The sequence below is a fragment of the Burkholderia sp. S-53 genome, from assembly GCF_025560745.1.
In the GTDB taxonomy this organism is placed as follows: domain Bacteria; phylum Pseudomonadota; class Gammaproteobacteria; order Burkholderiales; family Burkholderiaceae; genus Burkholderia; species Burkholderia pyrrocinia.
On the sequence record NZ_CP090484.1, the window covers coordinates 2,357,221 to 2,382,858 of the forward strand.

General features: G+C 64.0%; 27 protein-coding genes, 1 pseudogene and 1 riboswitch. Of the genes and pseudogenes, 14 read left to right on the forward strand and 14 right to left on the reverse strand.

The features are described 5' to 3' along the window. Nucleotides 1-10: 10 nt before the first annotated feature. The 3 genes from LXM88_RS32670 to LXM88_RS32680 all read right to left on the reverse strand — a co-directional run bounded on the left by LXM88_RS32670 (nucleotide 11) and on the right by LXM88_RS32680 (nucleotide 3,849). Nucleotides 11-1,540 carry an amidase gene (locus LXM88_RS32670; protein ID WP_262543577.1) on the reverse strand — a complete coding sequence of 510 codons (1,530 nt, stop codon included), beginning with the start codon at nucleotides 1,538-1,540 and terminating at the stop codon, nucleotides 11-13. A gap of 88 nt (nucleotides 1,541-1,628) precedes the next feature. Beyond that, the gene (locus LXM88_RS32675) at nucleotides 1,629-2,645 is read right to left on the reverse strand and encodes a LysR family transcriptional regulator (protein WP_262543579.1); all 1,017 of its coding nucleotides are present in this window, start codon (nucleotides 2,643-2,645) and stop codon (nucleotides 1,629-1,631) included. Then, nucleotides 2,614-3,849 carry an MFS transporter gene (locus tag LXM88_RS32680; RefSeq protein WP_262547033.1) on the reverse strand — a complete coding sequence of 412 codons (1,236 nt, stop codon included), beginning with the start codon at nucleotides 3,847-3,849 and terminating at the stop codon, nucleotides 2,614-2,616. The genes LXM88_RS32675 and LXM88_RS32680 overlap by 32 nt, the downstream gene beginning before the upstream one ends. Nucleotides 3,850-4,346: 497 nt before the next feature. Here LXM88_RS32680 and LXM88_RS32685 point away from each other — a divergent pair, with 497 nt between their 5' ends. The 3 genes from LXM88_RS32685 to LXM88_RS32695 all read left to right on the forward strand — a co-directional run bounded on the left by LXM88_RS32685 (nucleotide 4,347) and on the right by LXM88_RS32695 (nucleotide 6,444). Continuing rightward, on the forward strand, nucleotides 4,347-5,546 hold the full coding sequence (locus LXM88_RS32685; protein WP_262543580.1) for an aminotransferase-like domain-containing protein: 1,200 nt from the start codon (nucleotides 4,347-4,349) through the stop codon (nucleotides 5,544-5,546). Nucleotides 5,547-5,558: 12 nt separating this feature from the next. Then, complete coding sequence (locus tag LXM88_RS32690; RefSeq protein ID WP_047901721.1) at nucleotides 5,559-5,750, forward strand: hypothetical protein; 192 nt, start codon at nucleotides 5,559-5,561, stop codon at nucleotides 5,748-5,750. A gap of 97 nt (nucleotides 5,751-5,847) precedes the next feature. After that, complete coding sequence (locus LXM88_RS32695; RefSeq protein WP_262543582.1) at nucleotides 5,848-6,444, forward strand: pyridoxamine 5'-phosphate oxidase family protein; 597 nt, start codon at nucleotides 5,848-5,850, stop codon at nucleotides 6,442-6,444. A gap of 16 nt (nucleotides 6,445-6,460) precedes the next feature. Here LXM88_RS32695 and gcvA read toward each other — a convergent pair whose 3' ends face one another. Continuing rightward, entirely contained in the window at nucleotides 6,461-7,354 is an 894-nt protein-coding gene (gene gcvA / locus LXM88_RS32700) for a transcriptional regulator GcvA (RefSeq protein ID WP_262547035.1), read from the reverse strand. A gap of 134 nt (nucleotides 7,355-7,488) precedes the next feature. Here gcvA and LXM88_RS32705 point away from each other — a divergent pair, with 134 nt between their 5' ends. Continuing rightward, nucleotides 7,489-8,193, forward strand: a complete 705-nt coding sequence (locus tag LXM88_RS32705; protein WP_262543583.1) for an SDR family oxidoreductase — start codon at nucleotides 7,489-7,491, stop codon at nucleotides 8,191-8,193. A gap of 200 nt (nucleotides 8,194-8,393) precedes the next feature. Further along, nucleotides 8,394-9,671 (forward strand): epoxide hydrolase family protein, encoded by a 1,278-nt coding sequence (locus LXM88_RS32710; protein WP_262543584.1) that lies wholly within the window; start codon nucleotides 8,394-8,396, stop codon nucleotides 9,669-9,671. Nucleotides 9,672-9,729: 58 nt separating this feature from the next. On the opposite strand, the pseudogene LXM88_RS32715 reads toward LXM88_RS32710, so the two are convergent. Next, nucleotides 9,730-10,185: pseudogene (locus tag LXM88_RS32715) on the reverse strand (hypothetical protein); the annotation flags it as partial. 21 nt (nucleotides 10,186-10,206) lie between these two features. Next, entirely contained in the window at nucleotides 10,207-10,614 is a 408-nt protein-coding gene (locus LXM88_RS32720; RefSeq protein WP_262543586.1) for a sulfocyanin-like copper-binding protein, read from the reverse strand. Nucleotides 10,615-10,981: 367 nt separating this feature from the next. On the opposite strand from LXM88_RS32720, the gene LXM88_RS32725 reads away from it, so the two are divergent. From LXM88_RS32725 to LXM88_RS32745, 5 genes are all read left to right on the forward strand, one after another. Then, nucleotides 10,982-11,200: a GDCCVxC domain-containing (seleno)protein gene (locus LXM88_RS32725; RefSeq protein WP_412524154.1), complete on the forward strand. Its 219-nt coding sequence runs from the start codon at nucleotides 10,982-10,984 to the stop codon at nucleotides 11,198-11,200. Between the two features lie 187 nt (nucleotides 11,201-11,387). Then, nucleotides 11,388-11,564: riboswitch (yybP-ykoY riboswitch) on the forward strand. 58 nt (nucleotides 11,565-11,622) lie between these two features. Beyond that, nucleotides 11,623-12,621, forward strand: coding sequence for a sodium:calcium antiporter (locus LXM88_RS32730; RefSeq protein ID WP_262543587.1), 999 nt, complete (start codon nucleotides 11,623-11,625; stop codon nucleotides 12,619-12,621). Between the two features lie 285 nt (nucleotides 12,622-12,906). Continuing rightward, a complete protein-coding gene (locus LXM88_RS32735) occupies nucleotides 12,907-13,455 on the forward strand; it encodes a DUF4142 domain-containing protein (RefSeq protein ID WP_262543588.1) in 549 nt (182 codons plus the stop codon). A 49-nt stretch (nucleotides 13,456-13,504) separates the two neighbouring features. After that, nucleotides 13,505-13,801: a cupredoxin domain-containing protein gene (locus LXM88_RS32740; protein ID WP_262547038.1), complete on the forward strand. Its 297-nt coding sequence runs from the start codon at nucleotides 13,505-13,507 to the stop codon at nucleotides 13,799-13,801. Next, complete coding sequence (locus LXM88_RS32745) at nucleotides 13,798-14,496, forward strand: RNA polymerase sigma factor (RefSeq protein WP_262543590.1); 699 nt, start codon at nucleotides 13,798-13,800, stop codon at nucleotides 14,494-14,496. The genes LXM88_RS32740 and LXM88_RS32745 overlap by 4 nt, the downstream gene beginning before the upstream one ends. Before the next feature lie 208 nt (nucleotides 14,497-14,704). Here the strand turns inward: LXM88_RS32745 and LXM88_RS32750 are convergent, their stop codons facing one another. The 8 genes from LXM88_RS32750 to LXM88_RS32785 form a co-directional block, all read right to left on the reverse strand. Then, entirely contained in the window at nucleotides 14,705-16,852 is a 2,148-nt protein-coding gene (locus LXM88_RS32750; protein ID WP_262543591.1) for a TonB-dependent receptor, read from the reverse strand. Nucleotides 16,853-17,079: 227 nt separating this feature from the next. After that, on the reverse strand, nucleotides 17,080-17,559 hold the full coding sequence (gene bfr / locus LXM88_RS32755; protein WP_262543593.1) for a bacterioferritin: 480 nt from the start codon (nucleotides 17,557-17,559) through the stop codon (nucleotides 17,080-17,082). Nucleotides 17,560-17,816: 257 nt separating this feature from the next. Beyond that, nucleotides 17,817-18,302, reverse strand: a complete 486-nt coding sequence (locus tag LXM88_RS32760; protein ID WP_262543594.1) for a hypothetical protein — start codon at nucleotides 18,300-18,302, stop codon at nucleotides 17,817-17,819. After that, nucleotides 18,299-19,249 carry an FAD:protein FMN transferase gene (locus LXM88_RS32765; RefSeq protein WP_262543595.1) on the reverse strand — a complete coding sequence of 317 codons (951 nt, stop codon included), beginning with the start codon at nucleotides 19,247-19,249 and terminating at the stop codon, nucleotides 18,299-18,301. The genes LXM88_RS32760 and LXM88_RS32765 overlap by 4 nt, the downstream gene beginning before the upstream one ends. 1 nt (nucleotide 19,250) lies before the next feature. Next, nucleotides 19,251-19,808 (reverse strand): FMN-binding protein, encoded by a 558-nt coding sequence (locus tag LXM88_RS32770; RefSeq protein ID WP_262543596.1) that lies wholly within the window; start codon nucleotides 19,806-19,808, stop codon nucleotides 19,251-19,253. Further along, a complete protein-coding gene (locus LXM88_RS32775; protein ID WP_262543597.1) occupies nucleotides 19,808-21,238 on the reverse strand; it encodes an OprO/OprP family phosphate-selective porin in 1,431 nt (476 codons plus the stop codon). Before LXM88_RS32775 ends, LXM88_RS32770 begins: the two co-directional genes overlap by 1 nt. Before the next feature lie 465 nt (nucleotides 21,239-21,703). Then, complete coding sequence (locus LXM88_RS32780) at nucleotides 21,704-22,363, reverse strand: DUF1109 domain-containing protein (protein WP_262543598.1); 660 nt, start codon at nucleotides 22,361-22,363, stop codon at nucleotides 21,704-21,706. After that, a complete protein-coding gene (locus tag LXM88_RS32785) occupies nucleotides 22,360-23,013 on the reverse strand; it encodes a sigma-70 family RNA polymerase sigma factor (RefSeq protein ID WP_412524155.1) in 654 nt (217 codons plus the stop codon). The genes LXM88_RS32780 and LXM88_RS32785 overlap by 4 nt, the downstream gene beginning before the upstream one ends. Before the next feature lie 128 nt (nucleotides 23,014-23,141). Between LXM88_RS32785 and LXM88_RS32790 the strand changes: the two genes are divergently transcribed. From LXM88_RS32790 to LXM88_RS32805, 4 genes are read left to right on the forward strand one after another with little or no spacing between them, the layout of a single operon-like run. Beyond that, on the forward strand, nucleotides 23,142-23,462 hold the full coding sequence (locus LXM88_RS32790; protein ID WP_262543599.1) for a BufA1 family periplasmic bufferin-type metallophore: 321 nt from the start codon (nucleotides 23,142-23,144) through the stop codon (nucleotides 23,460-23,462). Between the two features lie 13 nt (nucleotides 23,463-23,475). Then, entirely contained in the window at nucleotides 23,476-24,366 is an 891-nt protein-coding gene (gene bufB, locus LXM88_RS32795) for an MNIO family bufferin maturase (RefSeq protein WP_262543600.1), read from the forward strand. Beyond that, nucleotides 24,338-25,153 (forward strand): HvfC/BufC N-terminal domain-containing protein, encoded by an 816-nt coding sequence (locus LXM88_RS32800; RefSeq protein ID WP_262543601.1) that lies wholly within the window; start codon nucleotides 24,338-24,340, stop codon nucleotides 25,151-25,153. Before bufB ends, LXM88_RS32800 begins: the two co-directional genes overlap by 29 nt. After that, nucleotides 25,141-25,626, forward strand: a complete 486-nt coding sequence (locus tag LXM88_RS32805; RefSeq protein ID WP_262543603.1) for a DoxX family protein — start codon at nucleotides 25,141-25,143, stop codon at nucleotides 25,624-25,626. Before LXM88_RS32800 ends, LXM88_RS32805 begins: the two co-directional genes overlap by 13 nt. Nucleotides 25,627-25,638 lie beyond the last annotated feature (12 nt).

Consider the following 25,638-nt stretch of genomic DNA (forward strand, 5'->3'; position numbering starts at 1 on the left):
AATCCGCGGGTCAGACTGCGGAAGCAGATGCATTGGGAGACGACACTGCATCGAGCACCGGCGGATGCGTGACCATGAGCTTCAGGTCGACGTCCGATGCACGCAGCTTCGCGGCATCGGGAATCGGGCGGCGTGTTTCGTCAGACGACGCGAAGAGCGTTTCGAACGCGCGGGCCGCATCGAGCAGTGCGAGATCGCCACGGAAAGCGCCGATCATCTGCAGCCCGAACGGCATGCCCCGATGATCGACTCCGCACGGCAGCGACAACGCCGGATTCGTCGCGAGCGTCACGACGTACGTGAGAGACAGCCAGCGATAGTAGTTCTCCAGTTCGACGCCATTCACCGATTTCAGATAGGGCTGCGTCCACGGGAACGGCGAGACAGGCGTCGTTGGCGAAAGAATCACGTCATAACGGTCGAACAGCGTCTGGAAGCGGCGAAACAGGCGTGTCTGGTCGCCGTGCGCACGCACGCAATCCTCAAGACCGAGGCCGATACCCATTTCATAGTTCGCGCGCGGATTCGGGCCAAGCGCATCAGGGTCGGTCTCATACGCCTTTTGAAGGCCGGCGACGAAGGCCTCCGCGCGCAGTACATCGAAGCAGCGATGCGCACCTTCGAAGCCCACTTCGATCGGCTCGCATACGGCCACCTCGCGACGGATAAACTCGATCTTGCGCCGGAACGTGGCACGGATGTCGTCGTCCACTTCGCACACGCCGAAGTCTTCCGTGTAACCGATGCGCAGTTTCGACACGTCCGTGGGCGCGCGGCCGTCCATCGTCGGATTCATCGCGAACGGATAGCCGAGCGGATCGCTGCCGGACAGGCCGACCGTCGCCGCGAGTTGCAGCCACGTGTCGTCGACGGTGCGCCCCATCGGCCCAACCACCGCAATCGGCGTCCAGCCGAGCGGCTTTCGATCGCTCGGCACGAGTCCCGGCGACGTGCGCATTCCGACCACACCGCACTTCGCTGCGGGAATGCGCAGCGAGCCGCCGGTGTCGGAACCGCTGGCTAGCGGCACCATGTCGAGCGCGAGCGCCACCGCCGAGCCGCCCGACGAACCGCCCGCGTTCAGGCGCGGATCGAACGGATTGCCCGTCGCGCCCCACACGGGATTGAAGCTGTTCGCACCCGCGCCCATTTCCGGCACGTTGGTCTTGCCGACGACAATCGCGCCCGCTGCGCGCAGCCGACGCACCAGCGTGTTGTCGTGGGCGGGTACGTTCGCGCGATAGAGCGGCGAGCCATAAGTGGTCAGAAGGCCTTCGGTCTCTTCGAGATCCTTGATACCGATCGGCAAGCCGTGCAAGGAACCTACGGCATCGCCGCGTGCAAGCGCGATATCGGCAGCATCGGCTTCGATGCGCGCGCGTTCGAAGCTCGTCGCCGTGATGGCGTTGACATACGGATTGAGCCTTTCGATTCGCGCGATGCAGGCTTCGAGCAATTCGACGGCGGAGATTTCGCGTGCCTGCAATAGCGAGCGCAGCGCAACGGCACTATGACGTGTGAGTTCGTAACGGTCGTTCACGGGCAGTCCTTCAAGCGACAATGCAAGAGTTCGCTCAATGTAGACGACGTGAAAAACGATCGCTAGTGATGTTTATCGAACGGTCAGTTCACTTTTGCTCAACGCGCGCGGGCGGAGACAGTTCGCTGCTGAGCCGCTCGATAAACGATTGCAGCAGAGGCGGCAACGCGCGCCGCGCGAGGGTTTGAATTTCGATCGCGCGTTCGCCGGTGGCGAGTTCAGGAACGGGCAACGCGACGAGCTCTCCGGACGCCAGGCGCGGGCGCACGAAGAGTTCGCCGCTGAACGTAATGGCGTCGCTCGCGAGCGCGAACCCCAGGAGCGTTTCGAGCGTCGCGCTGCGGAGCACGCTCGTGCATGCGACGCCTTCGCGGCTGCAATAGATCTCGATCAGCTTGTGCAGCGTCGAATGCACACCCGGCAATGCGAGCGGATACGCAAGCAACTCACGAAACGAAACCTGTTCAGACCGCGCGAGCGGATGAGAAGACGCGACGATCGCGAACACGGGCGAGGGCGCTGAAAACGCGACGTGAATATCTTTCGCCGGGCCGAAGCTGAACGTGAGGCCGACATCGCATTCGGCTTCGCGCACGCGCTGCGTGACGTCGGCGGCCGCATCGACGACGACTTCGAACGATGCGGGCGCGACGGTGCGACGGAAGTCCGCCATCGCGCGCGGCAGGAAGGTGGAGGCGAATCCTTCCGTGCAGGCGATGCGGATCGTGCGTTCGGTTTCGCCGCGAAGCGCGTCGATTTCCAGCGAAATCTGTTCGGCGTCGAGTTGCGAGCGACGCGCGTAGGCGGCGAGCATTTCACCCGCTTTGCTCGGGACCATGCCGCGCGATTGCCGTACGAAAAGCTGCGCGCCGAGTTCGCTTTCGAGCCGCGCGATCTGGCGGCTCACGGCGGATGGCACGACGTTCAGCCGGCTGGCGGCATCGGCGATGGAGCCGGTGTTGACGACTTCGAGGAAGTAACGGACGGCAGCTTCCTGAAGAATGCGGGCGCTCATGGTGGATCGACGGGACGCGGAGTTTCCCATGATAGCGCCTGTCCGGCTGGCAAAGCGATCAGGCCTCCTCGGCGGTGACAAGGCGTGCACCGGTCTCGGGCGTCAGTCGTATCGACAGACTGGTGATGACCGCAAACGCCGTCGCCAAGATCAGGAAGCCGAATACCGTGTCGTAGTTGCCCGTGGTCGAAACCAGCAGGCCAATGACGACGGGCGCGACGAATCCTGCGACCTGTCCGCCGAAATTGACCATGCCTGCACCAGTGCCGATGATCTTTTGCGGCAGGAATTTGACCGGAAGCGCGAAGACACCCGCGAACACGAACGACTTGAAGAAGTAGACGATCGACTGATACGCGATCACGCCCGTCACCGTTTCCGCGGTGTACATCTCGTAGAGAAAGAAGCCGGAGATCGCGCAGCACACGGCCATCAGCCACTTCTCGCGGCCGTCGAACCAGCGTGTGAGAATCCAGCCGCCCAGCGCTGTCGATACGCTCGCCGCGACGAAGGGCAGCGGCGTGAGCATGCCGACCGTCTTGAGGTCGAGATGGCGCTCGGTCAGAAGATACGCGGGCATCCACGCATCGAGTCCCTTGTTGACGATGCCCATGCAGAACCATGTGAGCAGAATCTTCCACATGAGCGGCATCTTGAGGAGCGCGCGCGTTGCCGCGCCGTCGATGCGCGCGGAACGGCCTGCCGAATCGCGTTTCCGATGCGTGTCCTTCACCGCGATCAGATAGACGAGCGCGAACACGAGACCCGCGCCGCCAGCGACGAAGAATGCATGACGCCAGCCGAGATAGACGATGAGCGGCGCGATGGTCAGTGGTGCGATGAAGCTGCCGACATAGTTGGACGACATCAGGAACGCCGACATCTTCGGGCGATCCTCCCGCGCACACGATTCGGTCACGGCCTTCACTGAAGCACCGGGATAACCGCCTTCGCCGAGACCGAAGATGAAGCGGATCGCGATCAGCGAAGCAAGCGACCACGCGAGACCGGTCATCAACGTGAACAAGGACCAGAACGCGACGGACACGACGATGACCTTTTTGCTCCCCCAGCGATCCGCTATCCATCCGCCGGGAATCTGCATGGCCGCGTAGCCGATATAGAACGTGCTCATGACGACACCCTGCACCGCAGTGCCGACCTGGAACTCCTTGCCGATGGCCACGAGCGAAAGCGCGATCGCCGATCGATCGATGTAGGAGATGCAATAGCCGAGGTAGAGCAGCGCGAATACCGCCAGGCTGGCACGTCTGCTTTTATTGGGGTCGATCATGGTGGACATCTGCCGATAGAGGGAAGATCGGGCCCGCGTCGGTGATGCCGAGCAGTCCCACCGCGACTAGTCGAATTGATCGTAAGTAGCCGCAAATGGGCCGACAAGTGACATATTCAGATCTCTCCGTTCGCGAAAACGCATCTGAGAAGCGCGGCGACGGGGGGTATTGGCGGAGTTTTCTTTTGTCGCGACGCGTTGGTTCTTGCCGATCGGATGTTCCCAGGCGCGGTGGCCTTACCGGCCATGGATGCGTGCCATCGATTTGGACGGACAGCGCATGTCCGAAATCCGCATCAAAACCCCAGCAAGCGACACTCCCCCAAAAAACCATTTAATGACCAAACCGCAAGACCTAGTGCATAGATATCGTTTGCCGCGGCCTTAATGACTATCGACAATCGTGGCTCGAATTCGCCGCCGTGGCGCCAGAAGCATCACGGCGGCAGGCCCCTGACGGCTATCCCGGCCGTCCGCGCCATCCAGCTCACGACGACATGTACGCGTTCACTCCCTCATTCCAGAATCCCGCCGGCTCGCCGATTCGCGAGTTGTTCAAGTACCTGTCCGAACCGGGCATGATCTCCTTCGCGGGCGGCTATCCGGCCAGCGATCTGTTCGACGTCGACGGCCTGAACACGGCCGCCGAACGCGCGTACGCGCAACCGGTCCGCTGCCTGCAATACGGCCCGACCGACGGCCTCGCCGAACTGAAGCAGCAACTGATCGCGCTGATGGCGCGTCGCGGCGTCGCGTGTACGCCGGCCGAACTGCTCGTCACGACCGGCTCGCAGCAGGGCCTCGACCTGCTGCTGCGCGTGATGGTGTCGCCCGGCGACGTCGTGCTGACCGAGCAGCCGGCTTACCCGGCAACGCTGCAGGCGATGCGTCTGCAGCAGGCGCGCATCGTGACGATCCCGGTCGACGGCGAAGGCCTCGACGTCGATCGTCTCGCAGCACAGCTCGCGTCCGGCGCGATCGCACAGCCGAAGCTGCTCTACACCGTCCCGACCTTCGCGAACCCCACCGGCGCGACGCTCACGCGCGAGCGCCGGCTGAAGCTGCTGCGTCTCGCGGTGCAGTACCGTTTCCTGATCATCGAGGACGATCCGTACGGCGACCTGCGCTTCGCGGGCGAAGCCGTGCCGTCGATGCTCGCGCTCGCCGGCGAAGTGGACGGCGCGCGCGACTGGATCGTGCATTTCGCGAGCCTGTCGAAGATCGTCGCGCCGGGGTTGCGCGTGGGCTGGACGATCGCGCCGGCCGAGATCGCGCGGCGCTGCGTGATCGCGAAGCAGACGGTCGACCTGTGCAGCACGCCGTGGACGCAGGCGGTCGCCGCCGAATATCTGGCCGACGGCGCGCTCGAACGCCATCTGCCGCGCATCACGGCCGCGTACCAGCGCAAATGCGACGCGATGTGCGACGCGCTGCGCGACGGTTTCGGCGATGCGATCGAATTCCATCGCCCGGAAGGCGGGATGTTCGTGTGGGCGCGGATCGGCGCGGTGTCGTCGGACGTGCTGCTGCAACAGGCGATCGCGAACAAGATCGTGTTCGTACCCGGCAAGGCGTTCTTCGCGGACAACGTCGACGCGGCATCGCTGCGCCTGTCGTTCGCCGCGCCGGACGTCGACGCGATCCGGGAAGGCGTGGCGCGCCTCGTGCGCGCATATGGTGCGGCGCTGGCCGCGTGAGGAGACATGAACGTGAATATCACCGTCAACGAAACGGCATCGATGGGCGCAGCGTCAGGCGCTGGCGATAACCGGCCGGCAAAGCATCGCTCGTCGCAGATCAGCGCGGGGCCGCAGTATGTGGCCGACGTGCTCGGCCGTTTCGGCGCGGAGCCGACGACCGATGCCGGCGATGCGGCGCCGGTCGTGCTCGGCTACAACTGAACGGCACGAAAGCCGCGGCCACATCAGGCGCGAGTCGTCGCCGAAACAAACGGTTAAGCTTGCGCGATCGACACATGTACGATCGCCGCCGCCCCTCATGTCCGACTCAACCTGCGAATCGCTCACCGAAACGTACGACCGCCTGTGGTCCTGCCTCGAATCCGGCGTCAGCGCGCAGCGCTCGCCGTTCACGATGCTGCAGGCGGCAACCCTTGGCCTCGACGGCGCGCCGAAGGTGCGCACGATCGTATTGCGTCAGGTGAGCCGCGTCGATCGCGTGCTGTCGTTTCATACCGATGCGCGCTCGGAGAAGGTCGCGGAGCTGCGCCGCGATCCGCGCATCTCGATCGTCGCGAACGATCTCGATGCGCTCGTGCAGATTCGCGCGGAAGGCGTTGCATCGATCTGCGACGACGAAGCGCAGCGGCGCGCGATCTGGCAATCGAGCCGTCCGCATACGCTGCTGCTGTATCGCGCACCGTTGCCGCCCGGCACGGCGGTCGCGTCACCGGACGAAGCGCATGTCCCGGCGAGCCAGGGCACCGCGCCAACCGTCGACGGCTACGAAAACTTCTGCCTGATTCACATGACCATCGAGCGCATCGACTGGCTCGAACTCGCGCGCACCGGCCATCGCCGAGCGGTATTCGACCTGAACGAAGGCGGTTGCGAAGGCCGCTGGATCGCCCCCTGATCCGCACGAAGGTCGCTCAAGGCCGCTCGTCCGCCGCCGCCTGCCCGATCATCCAGTTACGCATCACCGCGATCGCATCGTCGTCGCGGCGCTCGGCCGGGTACACGAGATAGAACCCCACCGACAGCGGAAACGCGAAATCGAACGGCTTGCACAGCCGGCCTGCTGCGATATCGCGTTCGACCAAAGGATCGGTCGCGAGCGCAATCCCCTGGCCGGCTACGGCCGCATCGATCGCGAGCGACGTCTGGTTGAAGCGCAACCCCTTGTGCGGATCGATATCGACAGGCTCGGGCATCGCTTCGATGAACTCCGGCCACAGGTCGTGCGCATCGTGCAGCAGCACGTGGCCGGCGAGCGCACGCGGCGACGCGGGCGCGGCCAGCAGCGCGGGGCTGCATACGGCACACACATCGAGCGGGAACAGCGCATGCGCGGCGAGATGCTTGCCGAACGGCGGCTTGCCGTAGCGGATCGCGAGATCGACGCCGTCGTGGCGGAACGTCGCGAGCTGCGAGTCGGCGATCACGCGCACGTCGTAGTCGGGATGCGCGTCGGTGAACTGCGCGAGCCGCGGGATCAGCCACTTCGACGCGAACGACGGCGTCGTGCTGATGGTCAACGCGGCGCGCCGCTTCACGAGCTTGTCGGTTGCGTCGGCGATCGCGTGCAGCGCGCGCTGCACGTCGGAGAAATACGCGGCGCCGTCGTGCGTCAGCGCGAGGCCGCGCGGCAGGCGCTCGAACAGCCTCAGGCCGAGCACGTCCTCGAGGTGGCGCACCTGCTGCGCGACGGCGCCCTGCGTCACGCCGATCTCGTCGGCCGCGGCGCGGAAATTGAGGTGCCGCGCGGACACTTCGAACGCACGAAGCGCATTCAGCGGCGGCAGGCGGGAAGGGCGAGGCGGCATCATCAGGCTGTAGAAAAACTATCGGCTAGAGGCAGAAATACTGGTTCGACAGTCGTGTGTGATGCGCCTACATTACCACCATGGCGCGCCGAATGGCGGCTGCGCGGCGGCAGGTTTCGAACGAGGAGCAGATCGTGACTGTAGAAAAAGTGGCGTTGATCACGGCGGCGGGCAAGGGCATGGGCGCGGCGATCGCGCGCGAACTGGCGGCGACGGGCTATCGCGTCGCGCTGATGTCGCCGTCGGGCAGCGCGGTGGCGCTCGGCGAGGAACTGGGCGGGTTCGGCATCCAGGGCTCGGTGACGGAAGAAGCCGATATCGACCGGCTCGTGCAGGAGACGGTCGCGCGCTACGGCCGGATCGACGCGGTCGTGAACAACACCGGGCATCCGCCGAAGGGCGAGCTGCTGGCGATCACCGACGACAACTGGCACGCGGGGCTCGACCTGATCCTGCTGAACGTCGTGCGCGTGATGCGCCGCGTGACGCCGGTCTTCCAGAAGCAGGGCGGCGGCGCGGTGGTCAACATCTCGAGCTTCGCGGCGGACGCGCCCGAGCAGCCGATGCCGGTGTCGTCGGCGCTGCGTGCGGCGCTGAGCGCGTGGACGCGCCTCTACGCGGAACGCTACGCGGCCGAGAACATCCGGATGAACGCGGTGCTGCCGGGCTTCATCGACAGCTGGCCGGAAACGCCGGAGATCGTCGCGCGCATTCCGGCCGGCCGCTTCGGCAAGACCGGCGAGATCGCGAAGACAGTCGCGTTCCTGCTGTCCGACGGCGCGGGCTACATCACCGGGCAGAACATTCGCGTCGACGGCGCGATCGTCAAGGCGCTCTGAGCGCGTCATACCGGCGAGCGGCGGCGCGGGCCGCTCGCCGCGCAACGGCTACAAACGCGTACAAATCAGACAAATCCGGGATACATCAGACCTTTCAAATGGGCGACGCCGCGTGACCGGGGCGCGCCGAATTGAAAGCCAGGGCGCGATCCAGCGCGCGGCATGTTCACTTTCCACTTCACGAAAGGAGATGCCGAACGATGTCTTCCACACCGTTTTCCCCGATGCGTCGCCACCTGCTGGCCACTTCCGTGGCGGCCGGGGTATCGGCGATGCTACCCACCGCGCTGCATGCCGCGACCGGCGGCAGCGACATCCGCCCGTTCACCGCGCACATTCCCGACGAAGCCGTGGCCGACCTGCGCCGCCGCATTGCGGCGACACGCTGGCCGGGCCGCGAAACCGTGGCCGACGAATCGCAGGGCGTGCGGCTCGCGCGCATGCAGGCGCTGCTGCGCTACTGGGGCACCGACTACGACTGGCGCAAGGGCGAGGCGCGCCTGAACGGTTTCCCGATGTTCATCACGGAAATCGACGGGCTCGACATTCATTTCATCCACGTGCGCTCGCGGCACGCGAACGCGATGCCGATGATCATGACGCACGGCTGGCCGGGTTCGATCTTCGAGCTGCTAAAGGCGATCGGTCCGCTGACCGACCCGACCGCGCACGGCGCGAGCGCAGACGACGCGTTTCACGTGGTCGTGCCGTCGCTGCCGGGCTTCGGTTTTTCCGGCCGGCCGACGCAGACGGGCTGGGGTTCCGATCACATCGCGCGCGCGTGGGGCGAGCTGATGGCGCGGCTCGGCTATACGCGCTTCGTGTCGCAGGGCGGCGACTGCGGCTCGGTGATCTCGCACCGGATGGCGATGCAGCGCGTGCAGGGTCTGGCCGGGATTCACGTGAACATGCCGGCGACGGTGCCGCCGGATATCGCGACGCTGCTCGCGACCGATGCGCCCGCGCCGGCTTCGCTGTCGCCGAAGGAGAAGGCCGCGTACGAGAAGCTCGCGACGTTCTATCGCGACAACTGCGGCTACTCGGCGATGATGGTCACGCGTCCGCAGACGGTCGGTTATGCGCTCGCCGATTCGCCGTCCGGGCAGGCCGCGTGGATGTACGACAAGATCTCGCAATGGACGTACAGCGGCGGGGTGCCCGAACGCTCGATTCCGCGCGACGAGATTCTCGACGACATTTCGCTGTACTGGCTGACGAACACGGCGACGTCGGCCGCGCAGATCTACTGGGAGGATCACTCGAACAACTTCAACGCGGTGGATATCTCGCTGCCGGCCGCGATCACGGTGTTTCCGGGCGAGATCTACCAGGCGCCGCGCAGCTGGGCCGAGCGCAGTTACCACAACCTGATCTACTTCAACGAAGTCGACAAGGGCGGGCATTTCGCGGCATGGGAGGAGCCGGAACTGTTCGCGCGCGAAGTGCGGGCCGGGTTCCGGCCGTTGCGGCGCGGGTAAGCGCGGGTTGAGCGGTGAACGCGGGTCGGTTGCAATTCGGCCCGCGGTCGCTTCGCTTCTACGCAATCGCCTGCAACGCCTGCGCAAACCGCTTGTCCGCCAGATACGCGACATTGAACCGGCAATACGCGGACGTTCGATCGGCCTGCGGCGAGAACACGGCACCCGGGGCGAGGATCACGCCTCGTTCAAGCATCGCCCGCGCGAACTGCATCGAACGGGCCGGCCGGGCAGCGCGGCCAGCAGATACAGGCTCGGTTCGCGCGGCCGGCAGACCTGCGCGCCGAGACGATCGGGCGCAGCGAGCGCGGTGCCGGTCGCGCGCCGCAGCTTCTCCTGACAATGATTCGTATTCCTGATAAAGTGGCGGTCGCTGACGCTCGCAGTATTCGGAGCTGCTGACATGCGGCAGCAACTCGACCCACATCCGCGGCCGTGCCGCCCAGGTGCGGCCTTGACATGCGTTGATCGCGAGCGGCCGGATCTCGCGATCCGCGGTGTGCGGTTCGTCCGGCACCATCCCGCCCCGTCACGCTTACGGTGTCACGGCGAGTACCGTGTGCATGCCTGCTTCATAGTGCCCGGGCTTGTTGCAAATCAGGACGTAGTGTCCGGGAGAGAGCTTGAATGACGCGTGTTTGCTCTTGCCCGGCGCGATATCCTCGACTTCCCCGACCTTGGTCAGCTTGTGCTCGACCACCTGTCCCTTGCTGACGGGCAGAGCACTATCGTCAAGATCCGTTTTGAGCACGACGAGTTCGTGCTCCATGTTGTTGTTCGCGGCATTCGCGACGACAAGTTTGACGCGGCCAGCCTTCACGTTATTCGTTTCAAGCTTGATCGAGTTCGACAACAAGGTCGCTTTGACGGATTGCTGAGCCCAGCCCACCTGCGAAACCATGCAGAGCATGACAACGCCGGCGATTCTGTAAACGACACGCATGGCAGCCCCCTTTGAATAAAAAGTCGCGCAGACGCGCTTCGACCGATTGCCCTCCGCGGATCCGGCGAGCACGCACGTGCCCCTGCCATCGCAACGGCACGAGACTTTCAACGGCGTGAGATACGTGCAGTAAACGTGCCGTACGGGCGACTTATTCCCATTGATTTCGGCGCGTTTTACCGATGCGGGTATTGCGTCTGTGCCCCCCGTCCGACGGGGAGGCTGGTGCGAAGTGCGTTGCCCTTCGATGCCGCGTGTTGTTTCGTCGCGTAGTGGTTCGCGCGCGTGCCGTATTGGTGCTCGCGATCCCGCCGTATTCGAGTCCGTGCCGACCTGCCCGTACTGCGGGTTCGCACAGCTGGAGACCATGCCCGCGAATGCCTGTCGGTTCTGTTACGAATGTCGCGGTTGCCACGTCCTGCTGCGCCCGCGGCCTGGCGATTGCTGCGTGTTCGGTTCGTTCGGATCGGTGCAGTGTCCGCAGCAGCAACACGGCACCCGTTGCCGAGACTGCCTGTCTACCGGATCAAGCAAATCCGGCACCGATATTTCTCGCCCAATCTCCATAGGCAAGGACGGTCGGTGACCGGTTTACCCTCGCGACGGTGCCAAGGTCGCGGACATGGCGGAACAGGTGACGAACAGGACCGGATCGGCGCCGGCATACCGGAGTCGCATGGCGGCACTGCTCCGACGCACTCAACCCTCGTGACGGGCGCGCCGATCCTGATCACGAGAATGTCGCCCTATCGTCGCGATAGGCGGCTATAATCGCGTCCGTCTTAGGGGAGTAGTCTGCTTTGCCATCCCCCGGCAAAGCGCCGTCGTCAACATAATTGGCACCCAATGCCATGGCGTCGGCAGCCGTTCCACGGCCTGGCGAGACCTTTGACGCATCCCTTCCACCCGAGCCGGGCGAAGGGCTGCGTCATTGGTTTTAGCGGCCCGGCTCGTGGAGAACTACACAATGCTGTTCGTCCCCCGCATCCTCGTTCAGGAGCGACAGTCATGATGCTGACTTTCGCTCTGCTCATCGCCGCAGCCGGCATCATCTATTTCTCGTGCGAAACGTTCGTCAATGGCGTCGAGTGGCTGGGCCAGAAACTCAATCTGACGCAGACGGCCACCGGCACCATCCTGGCCGCGTTCGGCACCGCACTGCCGGAGAGCGTCGTGACGCTCGTGGCCGTGGCGTTCGGCAGTTCGCCCGCCCAGAAGGAAATCGGCGTCGGTGCCGCGATTGGCGGACCGCTCGCGCTGAGTACCGTCGCATATGCCGTCGTCGGCGTAGCGTTGCTGGCCACCGCGCGTCGCGTGGGTAAATTGCGGGCCAGCGCGGTCGATGCCGACACGAAGCGCCTCCGCCGCGATCAGCTCTGGTTCCTGGCCATCTTCGTCGTGAAGATCGGGCTCGGCCTTGTCCTGTTCAGCTTCAAGCCTCTGCTCGGCCTGGCGTTTCTCGCGGCCTATGCGGTGTATTGCTGGAAGGAACTGACCGCTGAAGGCGAGGGTGACGAACACGGCGAACTCGAACCGCTGAAACTGCGCCCACGCGATGCGAATCCGGCCATGTTCTGGGTCGCGCTGCAGGTGATCGGCGCGCTCGTGGTGATCTTCGCGGCCTCTCACCTGTTCGTGCGCCAGATCGAAGCCGTCGGCCCATGGCTCGGACTGAGCCCGCAGCTCACCGCGTTGCTGTTCAGCCCGATTGCGACCGAACTGCCCGAAATCATGAACGCGGTGATCTGGGTGCGACAAGGCAAGGAGCGGCTGGCGTTGGCCAACATCAGCGGTGCGATGATGATCCAGGCGACGATCCCCACGGCGTTTGGTCTGTTCTTTACTCCGTGGCATCTGGCGACGCCTTCCATTCTTGCCGCAGTCATCACGGCACTGGCCATCGTCTTCCTGCAGTGGTCGTTCCGCGCAGCGCAGGTGCGTAGCCGACAACTCGCGCATGCTGGCTGGTTCTATGCGGTCTTTGCCGCGTTGCTGATCGTCATCTGACGAAATCCTCGGCGGCATCGACGCTTGACGATCGATGCCGCCGCGCAAGTGTCCGGAAGTTCGCTTCGACTCGATATCGCTGCCGTCGTCCTTTGACCCGGCCAGCGCGCGTCGGCTTTACATTCGCCCGACTTTCCCCCCTATATGGAACGGCGATCTGGAATTTGGCCCCCTTCCGAGCGCCCGCAGGAACGCGGCCGAAAGTCGTGACGTCTATCGCAACAGAGCCATCCGTCGTCGACCGGCGTGATGATCGCTCCGTTTCCATTACTCAGGAGAAGTCACATGGCACTCATGCACAAGCTGGGCCTTGCGGCACTGCTTTCCACGTTGCCGCTCGCCGCCTATGCTCAAGGGACGCAACTGACAGACCCGCAGATAGCGGCGATCGTCGTGACGGCTAACCAGGTCGACATCGACGCCGGGACCCTCGCGGAAAACACGACGCATACGAAACCAGTCAAGAGATTTGCCGAGTTGATGGTCACCGATCACACCAATGTGAACAAATCGGCGGTCGCGCTCGCGACCAGACTGAACCTGAAACCTGAATCCAACGCAACGAGCGAAGCGTTGAAGAAGGAAGGCGATGACAACGTCGCCGCGCTCAAGGCGCTCAAGGGACACGCATTCGACAAGGCTTATGTCGATCACGAGGTTGCCTATCATCAACAGGTGATCGATGCGATGGACAAGATGCTCATTCCGTCCGCGAAGAACGACGAATTGAAGGCGCTGCTGGTGAAGGTGCGGCCGGCGTTCATTGCCCACCTCGAGCATGCTCGTGAGTTGCAAGCGACGCTCGGCGGCGGCAATGAGAAGAAGTCCTACTGAGCTCGGGCGCTCGGCGGAACGCCGGCGCGCCGTGTGCCGGATCGTCGTGATGGCCGCGCTGGCGTGCGCGGCCACGGACGTCGCCGCCGGCACGGCGCACCGGGTCACCATCGAAGGCATGCGTTTCAACCCGGCCAGCCTGACGGTCGCGCGTGGCGACACGATCGTGTGGGTGAACAAGGATCTCGTCGCGCACACGGTGACGGCCGCGGGTGTGTTCGACTCGCATGAAATCGCACCCGATGCGTCGTGGAAGTATGTCGCGAATATACCGGGCCGCCATGCATATATCTGCACGTTTCATCCTACGATGAAAGCGACACTGATCGTGAAGGGCAAGCCATGATGTGCAATGCGAGCGATCGTGAACCGCCCCCCGTGCCGCTTTCGGAGGAAGACGACCGCACGCTGGCCGCGCGAGTCGCAAGCGGCGAGCGCGCGGCGTTCGAGCAGTTGATGCGCCGTTACAACCGGCGGCTCTACCGGCTTGCCCGTGCGACGTTGCGCGATGATGCGGAAGCCGAGGACGCGCTGCAGGACGCCTATCTGGCGGCCTTTCGCGCGATCGCGCGTTTTCGCGGCGACGCGTCGCTGTCGACCTGGTTGTCGCGGCTCGTGCTCAATGAGTGCCATACGCGTCAGCGCCGCGGCGCGCGGCGCGACACGATCGCGCCGATGGTCGGGTTGCCGGCGATCGCCGACTTCGAGCGGAACATCATGGATCCAGACCAGAACGACTCGCCGGACCAGGAGCTGATGCGATCCGAATTGCGCGCGTTGCTGGAGCGCAAGCTCGATGCGTTGCCCGAAGCGTTTCGCATCGTGTTCGTGATGCGCTGCGTCGAGGAATTCAGCGTCGAGGAAACTGCCGCATGCCTCGGGATACCGGAGGCGACCGTGCGCTCGCGGCATTTCCGCGCAAGGAGCCTGCTGCGCGAATCGCTCGCCCGGGAAATCGATCTGGCCGAGCGCGACGTGTTTTCGTTCGACGGGGAGCGCTGCGACCGGATCGTGCTCGGCGTGCTGGCCAGATCCACGTAATCGGTCACGCCGCGCTCGAGGCCGAAGTGTAGGGCGATGCGCTGCCGAACAGCGACACGCGGCGTGCGCACGTCCATATGCTGCGCGGCACGCGCACCGCACCGGGTGAACCGGATCGGGAGGTTTTCGGTGAGGTGTTGCAGAGAAGGCTGAACGGGTGTGCTCGTCAACCGGACGATCAGCACCCGTCGTGGGAACTGCCCCGTTTCTACATTTCGTATCGCAACGTTGCCATGACGCTGCGCGGTGCCCCCGGCATGTTCAGGTTGGGGCTCGAGCCGTGCGCCGAGACGATATAGCCCTTGTTGAACAGGTTGTAGAGGTTCAACTGGAGCGACATCGGCCCGCGCGCGTACCAGGCCATCATGTCGGCCGTCACGTAACCCGGCAAGGTCACCGTGTTCTGCGGATCGGCCATGCGCGCGCCGACGAAGTTCAGGCCGCCGCCGATGCCGAAGCCGCTGCCGAGATTCTTGGTCAGCCACAGATTGCCGGAGTGACGCGGGGTAAGCGTTGCTCGTTTGTCCTGCAGCGCGGCAGTCGACTTGGTGACGGTTGCATCCAGGTACGCGTAGCCTGCCAACACGCGCCAGCCGTGGCCGAGCTCCGCTGCCCCGCTGAGTTCCATGCCGTCGGTCCGTTGCTCGCCGATCGGAATCAGCGCGGTGCTGGTCGCATTGGCGACCTTGATGTTGCTGCGATCCAGCCGGAACACCGATATCGTCGTGGTCGCCTTGCCGCCGAGCCAGTCATACTTTGCGCCGATCTCGGTATTGGTCGTGGTTTCCGGAGCGAGTTCCGCATTGTTGGCCGCCAGCGAAAACGCCTCGCCGGAAGGCTGGAAGGAACGGCTCCACGACACGTAATACGACTGCGTCCTGGTCGGCTGCCAAACCACGCCCAGGCGGGGACTCCATGCCGTGTCGGTACGCGACAGGCCCGGCTGTTTGGGACGGCGGTCGATCGTCTCCTGCTCGAAGCGATCGTAACGGATGCCGAGCAGCGCCTTCCACTGATCGTTGAAGCTGATCAGGTCCTGCGTGTAGAACCCCAGCGTCTTGAAGATGCCGAGGTTGTTGGCGGCCGGCGTGGTCGACGTATGCAGCGGCAGCGTCGGAAGGGCCGGCGCGAACAGGTCGAAATTCGTCGGCTTTCCGTTCGCGCCGGTGACGGGAGCCGAATAATTGACGAGATCCTTGTTCTGCTGGCCGAATTCCATCCCGTACAGCAGCTCGTGCTTCATGCCGAACAGCGTGGTTTTTTGCGTGAGATCGGTCTGGTTGAACCAGCCGTGCTCCTCACGATAAACGTTGCCGTGATTCAGCGTGAAAGTCCGGTTCGCTTCGTTGACGCTGCCGACGAGCGTGTTGTTCCGGTCGAGCGAATAGTGATAGTAGCGAGTGGCGTTGCGGATCGACCACTGGTCGTTGAACTCGTGCTTGATCGTCGCGGTGCTCGAATAGACACGCGATCGCGTGTAGTCCACCTCGCCGGCGTTCGCTGCGCCGTAATAAGCGGATGCCGGCACGTCGACCGGTCGTCCCTTGTAGGCCGGGATGCCGAAGTCCGTCACGCGGCGATCCTCGAGGTAGTCGGCCTGCAGCAGCACGGTCGTCTTTGGCGCGATGCGAAATTCGAACGACGGCGCGACTGCCGTGCGATTCAGAAACTGCTGCGAGCGATAGCTCTTGGCCTCTTCGTGCGCTCCGGTTATCCGGAATGCGGCCGCGCCGTTTGCGAGCACGCGTCCGACATCGGCTTCGACTCGACGATCGGCCCACGAACCGTAGCTGACACCAAGATTGGTGACGTCGATCCCGGGTTTTTTCGTCACACGATTAATTAGTCCACCTGATGAACCTCGGCCATAAAGAACAGCGGCAGGGCCCTTGACGACTTCTACCCGGTCGACGTTCGACAGATCGCGGAAATACAGCGCATCGTCGCGAATGCCATCGACGAACTGATCGGCAATCGCGGAGAAGCCGCGAATGGTCACCTGGTCGCGCTGACCGTCACCCGTGGAAAACCCGACGCCCGCGACGTTCTTCAGCACGTCCTGCAGAGAGTTTGCATGCTGATCGCGCATCACTTCGGCCGTGATCACGTTCACCGTCTGCGGGATATCGCGCAGCGGCGCGTCGATCCTGGTGGCGCTGACCGCGTTCGACGGGTTGTAACCTTCGCCCGGATCGCGAAGCGCGCTCGCGTTCACCGACATGACCGGCAACACGTGTGTCGTCGTGCTCGTCGGCGTAACCGCGCTTTCCTGCGCAAAGGCCGCGCCGACCATGATCGGCTGGCACGCAACGGCGGCCAGAACGGCCCGTCGTGCCGGGTGCAATACTTGTCTCATCTCCCAACCTGTCGTATGTAATGGTTCGTAATTTCGTAACGCGACGCATTATCATTTGAAAGGAAAGGCAGGTCAACAAGTGTTGCGCAGCCGCCAGGCTTTTGATTTGTCTGATGTTTGTGCCGCGCGATGACACGTCGTTCCCGGTATGCCGGGCGACAGATTCACAGCATGCGCACCAGCGATCCAGGCAGACGAAACACCGTGCGGTCGGGTGGGTCGGGGACTCAGGAATCGAGCGAAGTCATGCCCGATTGCAGATAGTTCTGGATGCCGACCTTCTTGATCAGTTCGAGTTGCGTCTCGAGCCAGTCGATGTGTGCTTCGGTGTCGTCGAGAATGTGCTCGAGAATCTCGCGAGACACGTAGTCCTCGGCCGATTCGCAGTAAGCGATACCTTCCTTGCAGGTCGACTGGGACACCCGCTCCAGCTTCAGGTCGCATTCGAGAATTTCTTCCGTATGCTCGCCGACCAGCAGCTTGTGCAGATCCTGGAGATTCGGCAAGCCGTCGAGCATGAAGATGCGCTCGATCAGAAGGTCGGCGTGTTTCATTTCGCCGATCGATTCGTCGTACTCGTGCTTGCCGAGCTTGTCGAGCTGCCAGTGTCGATACATGCGGGCGTGCAGGAAATACTGGTTGATCGCCGTCAGTTCGTTTTTCAACTGGGCGTTGAGGTAGCCGATGATTTTCTTGTCGCCTTTCATTGCGTGTCTCCCGTTCGACCTGCTTTGACGAGCCGCACTTCGGATCTTCTCAACGATAGTCGGCGATGTCCCGATTCACAATCGGATGTTGATCGGGATGCAGTTCGGCATGAGGCTATCCCTCCACTTTCCACCCGGTCTCGATGGCGCTGCACGTATCGAAAATGGGAATGGCAATCAATCGCGATCGTTACATCGCAGCGTTGACGCGCGTCATGACGCGTTGACGCGCGACGATCCGCTGGCCTGCACCTGCTTCAGCAGGCAGGGCGACGAGGCGGGCGCGGTTTGCCGCGACGGGACATTCGTGCTGCGCCGACGTGGCACGCGAATATTGCGGGCAAGAGGAATCCAGCTCCCCAATGCAGCCGCTCGGTTAGCCACCGGAGCGTTTCTCCGTCGAAATAGTAAAGGCCATAGCCGGTTGCGGCCAACGAGCCGAGGGCGATGCACATCGCGATGCCCGCGACACGGTTGCGCCGCATGCGCCAGCCGGGCAACACATGGCGATGGACCATCGTGCCCGCCATGAAAATCGCGATCATCGCGGCGGCGCCGTGGATCTTCATCGACCACGGTTCGACCGGACTCGGCAGCGCATCGTCCTGGCGTCCGAAGTGCGCGAAGAGCCATGCCGTGCCCGTCGCGACGAGCAGCGCGGTCAGTCCATACAACGTTCGGCGCGAAGGCAAGGCAAGCATGGGCGCGAACACTCGGGATTGCGGTTTTGTCGATTGCTTCATGGTGTTTCGGCAAGAGGAGCGCGTCGCGCCGAAAAGCGGACGATGGATGCGCGGTAGCGCGCCAGTACGGTGCGAGCACGATCGCCAGCGACCAGCACGACTTTGGTCAGTGCGTCCGCAACGGCGCAGCTCGGGGCCGCGACGGTGACGCCTGCGCCCATCGGGAGCGGCATCTCGCCGAGCGGATCGACGAGCGGGGACACGCGGCGCGCGAGTCCGTCCAGGCCGCGTGTCGACGAGGTGGCGAGCGCGCCGGCGGAGACCTCGACGACGCCGGTCAGTTGAGCGGGATCGTCGAAGTCGCGTAGCCGAATCGTCATCGCGCCTGCCCCGTGAAAACGGAGATCGCCGCCGGCATTGACGAGTACGCTGTCGAGCCGATGTCCGCGCGCGTCGGCGAGTGCGAGGGCCGCGTCGACGGCACGGTCGACCGCATAACCTTTGGCGATCCCGCCGAGATCGAGCAGACAGTCGCGCTGCTTGATCAAGGTGCAATCCTCGATCGCGAATGCCGGTATGCGGGCCACCACCGGATCGCGGGAATGGACGAGCCGTGCATCGGCCGGCTCGAGCGCCATCGGGGCTTCCCGATCCGGTACCGGCGGCAACAAGCCATGACGCACCAGCACCGGTGCAACGGTGCAGTCGAATGCGCCGGCCGACGCATCGCCGATCTCGAGCGCGAGCCGCAGCACGTCGGCCGTACGCGGATCGATTTCGACCCGTTGGCCCGGTGCCGCGCGATTGATACGACTCAGGTCGCTCGACGCTTCATGAAAGCTCATCAACCGGTGCACGTCGCGAATCTCGTCGAACGCCGCGTTGGTGGCCGCGAGCGCAATATCGGCATCCATTGCGCCGATGCCGATGTCGACGAGCGTGCCGAGCAGGGGCTTGGCCCTGCGCAGCACGCCAGCATGACGGAGATCGATGGAGGCGGCCGTCAATTCACTTCCTTGCAAGCACGGTCTGTACATAGACGGCAAGCCGCCTGACGCCTTCGGTCACATGCGTGCACGACATCGTCGCGCCGCTGATGCCCTGGATGTCCTCGCCGAGTTGCAGCGGCGCGGTGCCCGTCTTTCCTTCGAATTGCTTGCGCCATGCGCGCGTGCGGACTTCGCCACCGTGCTCCTCGCGATATGACAGGATTTCCATATCGCGAATGGTGCCGTCGGTCCCGAACGCGACCGCGTAATTGATCAGCTGGAACTTGCCGATAACCGCGTCGGTGATCACGTAACCGAGCACCGTATCGCCGGATTTTGCGGCGAACACGTTCCATTGCGCCGGATTGACGCGCGTGCCGGCCTGCGCGGACAGTGCCTTGCGTTGTTCGTCCGTGAGGGTGACGGGTTGGGCGACGAAGGCCGTCGCGTCCGGAAACATCGCCTTCTGTGCTTGCGCGACCGACAGGTAGTCGGCGCCGAACACGACCGCCGGCGTCAGGCCGGCGGCCGCGGCAAGCATCACCAGAGGCATCCAGTGCGCTTCGTTGCGGTTCATCAGAACGTCACTCCGAGACCGAGATCGATACGCGAGAAGTCGCGGTTGATCTTGAAGCGCTGATAGTCGACCTTGAACACGACGTTCTGATTCAGGTAGAAATTCGCGCCGACCGTGTACACCGTATCGTGCGGAACAGCGAAGCCGCTCGGCATCGAGAACCCGGAACCCACGCCTTCGTAGCTCGCGGCCATGTTGTACTTCTCGTAGCGGACGAAAGGCGCCAGGCGGTAACCGCCGACGCGCGCGTTGTAGGCCGCCTGCAGATACCAGCCGTAGAAACTGGCCGGCATCGGGTTGGTCAGGCTCTGGCCGTTCGCTGCGGCCGTGGCGGCGGCGGATGCGTTTGCCTCCGCCGTGTGCGAGAAGCTGCCGTGCGCGTACAGCGCCGACAGGTCCCACGGTCCCGGCTGATAGCGGGCATGCGCTTCGTACAGCGTCACTCGCTGGCTGCTGCCCATGTCGGGCGTGGCTTTCACGGTGCCGCCGTTGAACACGCTGCCGCCCACGGTCAGGCCCGGCACGCCGCGATAGTTCAGCGACACGAAGCCCGACAGTTTCTGCGCGTTCGCGAGCGCCATTTCCTGGTGAGTGGCCTGCATCGGCGCCACGCTGTTGTTCTGCAGTTCCAGCGCGGAGGTGTACAGCGGCGAGGTCGGCGTGAAGTTCCACTTCGAAAGGTCGAGTCCGGTCGTGACGCCCGCGCTCCAGCCGAGCCCGAACTTTGTATCGCCGGACAGCGAGAGACCGCCTTCGCGCCATGTGCTCGGGATGATCAGCGTCTCGACGAAGTTGCGCGTGACGCCGTAGAAATTGGTCGGCTCGTGATTCTCGTTGATCAGGCCCGCCGGGATCAGGAAGAGACCGGCCTTGCCCGACAGCGAATCGTTGAACTTGTGATCGACGTAGAACTGCTCGACTTCGAATTCGCCCGGATCGCTGGAAGACGTGACGCCGTGCTCGATCTCGAATTCCGAGTTGAAGCGCGTCTTGTCGTCGAACTGGTAACCAATGCCGAACACGCCGCGTGCGAGATCGGCGCGCGTGTTCTCCGACTGGCGCGTCGGGCGCGAATAGTACATCTCCCCATATCCCCAGATGTTCAGGTTGTCGAGCGGCGACGGTTTCGCCAGCGCGGTTTGCACCGATTGGCTGGTCGCCTCGACTTGACTCTTGAGCGTGGCTTGATCGGAAGCGGTCTGTTGCGTGGTCTGCGCCTGTTGCTGTTGTTGCGCCTTGAGCTGGGTGTTCTCCTGCTTCAACTGGGTGAGTTCGCCACGCATTTCCAGCAGCTGCTGGGCCATGAGGTCAAGCTTGGCTTCGAGCTTCTGCGTGGAAGACTGGGGTGCCGCATGAGCAAGCGGGGCAACGACGATCGCAGCGGCGGCAGCGATCACAGTCAATGAGGAGAACTGACGAGGGCGATGCATGATGTTCCAGGCGAAGGTTGAGTAGGAGATTGCGTTTTCTAAGGACGAAACAGGGCCTCGTCCGCCGGCGAACCGACAGTCGAAGCGGATAAGCGAATCGGGTTAGCGCGCGCGTGCGGACCGAGCGACGAGGTCCGAACCGGCGCGAAAGTTACGAGGGTGGTCGACGTGTCGAGTGCCGCACCCGGGTGCTCGAACGGAAAGTCTCCCTGATTGCCGCTTTTGTCATGTTTAGTAATGAGACTGATTTTCGTTCGCGGATGCTACTAGAAACAATTCTCGTTTGCAATCAACGAGTTGCGTATGTTTTCCGTAATGTTTATTGCAAAATTCTTTCGTATTTGTCGGGTTAATTCCACCGTAAGCTTTCAATTCGTTGCTCCATGGTCTGAACCCGGCCCTTTCCGGACGACAACGTCACGACGATCAGGTGGCGGATATCTCGACGCTGTCAAACGCGATGGGTCAGGCGCGCGTCTCGATCCAATGGAACAGTCGCGGGCCATACCACGCACCGCCGATCAGCAGGACGGCAGTCAAGCCGGCATTCCACGCAAGAATCATCACCGTCGCATCGAGCGGATGAAGCAGCGACAGCGCGACCGCCGTCATCGCCGAGACGGCGACGCTTCCCGCCATCGCCACCGGTACGGGAGCAAGACGCGCGACATGGCGCAGCATGATCAGCAACGTCAAGGAAAGCGGCACCCCGGTAAGCACGAGCGTCGCGAAGCAGCGCGCGGTTTCGCCCGGCGACAGGCCCTCGGGACCCATCTCGACCCAGTTCGTCAGGCAGCCATAGCCGATCGTGGACATCCAGACGAGCAAGGCCGGCAGCGGCAGCAGCAACCAGCGTAGCGAGCGGCCGGGTACGCTGGCGACGAACGCAGCGACGACGGCCAGGACGCCCGTGATCGCGGCAGCCACGATGGCCGTCACGAATACGGGTTCATGCAGCTTGAGCAACAGATCCGGCCGCAGGCCGTGAGCGATCGCGATGCACACGAGCAGCAGCGTCGCAAACATCAGCCACCCGGTCGCGCGCCAAAGCGGCCGGCGCAGAGGACGCACGGGCGCACTGTCGGCCACCAACGATTCGATCAGTTCGGATGTCGAGCGCTTCATCGGCCGTTCTCCCGCTTTTCCAGCAACCTGCGCAACGCCTTGAGCCCGCGATGAACGGCGACCTTCAACGCACCAACGGTCATGCCGCTCGCCACGGCGGCCTCCTTCAATGACATCTCCTCGAGTTTCAGCATCTGGATCGCGTCGCGCTGTCCGGGTGGCAACTGGGCAATCGCGTCGCGCAGCACCCGCGCATCTGCTGCTGCTTCCATAAGATTCGCTCCGAGTCCCGGCAAGGTTTCATGGTCGGGATCGAGCGGCAACTCGCGCGATGCCGCACGTCCCTGACGGCGCAACGCGTCGACGATCCGGCGGCCCGCGATCGCCACCAGCCAGGGCCCGAACGGCCGCTCGGGCGCGTACGTATGACGGACCTGATGCACGGTCGTGAGAATGTCCTGAACCACGTCTTCGACGGCGTCGGGGTGCACGCCGTGGCGCGCGGCGAGTCGTCTCAGGTACGGTGCGATGCTCTCGAGCAAGCGTCGGTAGGCGTCTTGATCCCCGATCTGCGCGCACGCCATCAGCATCGACCAGTCGGGCGAACCGTCGTCCCGAATCGCCGCATGCTCGCCGGCGCCACGCTCCGGTCCGGAAGCCGGCCGGACCAGACGCATGCCGTGCCGCCGATGGCCTTTCTCGTCAGTCATATCCGATCGATCCCGCTACAAGTCCAGCGCGGAAAAAATTCCAGCGCACTGCGTAACCTTTGGTCGAAACGGAGCGAATTTTCTGACAAGGTCGCGCACCGGCGATCCTCACCTCAGGAGAAGACACCATGAACAAATCCGCTTCGGCCATTGCCTCGCTGTCCGCCGCCGTCGGGCTCGCGCTTGCCATGCAAGCCATCCCGGGACAAGCACAGGGCATGAAGGACATGAGCAACATGCCGCAGGTCGTCAAGGACAACATGGCGAGGATGGCACAAAACCATCTCGAAAAATGCTACGGCGTGAACGCCGTGGCCAAGAACGACTGCGCCGAGGGAGCACATTCGTGCGCCGGCCAGGCGACGCAGGCCCGTGACCCGAAGTCCTTCGTGCTGCTGCCGGCCGGCGACTGCGGCAAGATTGCGGGCGGCAAGCTCAAGGCCAGCTGAAGGCTCGCTCGCCATGAACGTGTCCGCGCCATCGCGCTGTGTGACGCCGCGCCCGGTTCCGTCCCGGGCGGGCGTCGGGCTGCGCTTCCGCCACCATCAGGCCGTGCTCGACCAGCGACCGGCCGTCGCATGGTTCGAAGTGCATACGGAGAACTACATGGGAGGCGGAACGGCGTCGCAATGTCTCGACGCCATTCGTCGCGACTACCCGCTCTCGCTACATGGCGTGGGTCTGTCCCTCGGCAGCGCGGACGGGCTGGACGCCACGCATCTGGCCCGCGTGCAGGCCGCGGTGCGGCGTTTCGAGCCCGCCCTGGTTTCGGAGCATCTGTCGTGGAGTGCGATTGGCGGCACCTATCTGGCTGATCTGCTGCCGTTGCCGTTGACGGAAGAGGCGCTGGACGTGGTATGCGGGCATGTCGATCAGGTTCAGTCCATGCTGGGGCGGCCAATTCTGATCGAGAACCCGTCCACCTACCTGCGCTACATCCATTCGACGATTCCCGAATGGGAATTCTTGTCAGCCGTGGCGCAGCGAACGGGCTGCCGTCTGCTCTGCGATGTCAACAACGTCTACGTCAGCGCATGCAATCACGGCTGGGATCCGCAGACTTATCTCGCTGCGCTGCCGCCGGACGCGATCGGCGAGATCCACCTGGCCGGCCACAGCGTCAGGACACTCGAAAACGGCTGCACGCTGCGCATCGACGATCACGGTTCGCGTGTCGCCCCCGATGTCTGGGCGCTGTATCGCGACGCGCTGTGCCGCTTCGGTGCAGTGCCGACACTGATCGAATGGGATACCGATGTGCCGCCGCTGGAAACCTTGATGCAGGAAGCGGCGATCGCCGAATCGATGCTGGAGGCGACTCGACATGAATTCGCGCTCGCCAACGCTCGCTGAGCTGCAACTGGCCGTTCGACGGGACCTGGGCGCCGCCGCGGATGACGCGGCGGCCTGGATCGAACCCGACGGACTGGCACCGCGTGCGCGCCTCTCGATCTATCGCAACACGTTGACGAGCGTCCTCGTCAACGCGCTGCGTCTCGCGTTTCCGGCGGTGCAGCGTCTGGTCGGCGCGGAGTGCTTCGAGGGGGCGGCCCGGCGCTTCATTGCCGCGTCACCGCCGCGCAGCGCGTGGCTGGACGAATACGGCGCGGCGTTTCCCGCGTGTCTCGCGCAGCTTTCGGACCTCGCGTCGATCCCTTACCTGGCCGACGTCGCGCACGTCGAATGGCAGGTGAATGTCGTGCTGCATGCGCCGGCCCTTCCGGCACTTGACCTTGCAGGTCTCGCGTCGCTCGATGACGGCGCGCTCGGCGCACTGCGTCTGCGACCCCATCCGGCGGCACGTTTGGTGCGGTGTGACTTTCCGGCCGACACTATCTGGCGCGCGGTACTCGAGCAGGACACCCCGGCGATGCACGCGATCCGGCTGGACGACGGACCGGTGCATCTGCTCGTGCAGCGCGTAACCGAGGGCGTCGACGTGATTCGCCTGGGCCGCGACGAGCACCGCATCGCGGCCGCGCTCTTTACCGGCGAACGGGTTCGCGACGCGCTGTCTCGCGTAACGCATGCGGACGGCCATGCACTCATGGCGATGCTGCTCGCGCGCGGATGCTTTGTCGACGCAGTGCCGGCGTCGGATGACCGGCCTCACGGAGGATCATCGTCATGCGTCACCTGACTCGAACGGACTTCCACGCGTCATCCGTGCTCACCCGCCTGTGGCGCGTCGTGCAGTGGCTCGAGCGCGTGCCGTATTGGCTGCTCGCGATTCCACTCAGGCTCGCGGTGGCGACGATTTTCTGGAATTCGGCGATGACCAAGCTTGCAAACTGGGACGCGGCGCTGGAGCTGTTTCGCGACGAATACAGGTTGCCCGTGGTGCCCCCGGAGATTGCGGCCTACCTGGCCGTGTCGGTCGAGTTGAGCATGCCCGTCTTGCTCGTGCTTGGATTGGGCACCCGGCTGGCGGCATTCGTGCTGCTCGGGATGACGTCCGTGATCGAGATTTTCGTCTATCCGCTGGCATGGCCGACGCATATCCAGTGGGCCGCGATGCTGCTCGTGCTGCTGTGCCGTGGGGCGGGCGTGCTGTCGGTGGATCACTGGTTATGCCGGCACTGGCCGCCTTCATCATCGCCGGACGAACGGTGATCCGGCAGCAGG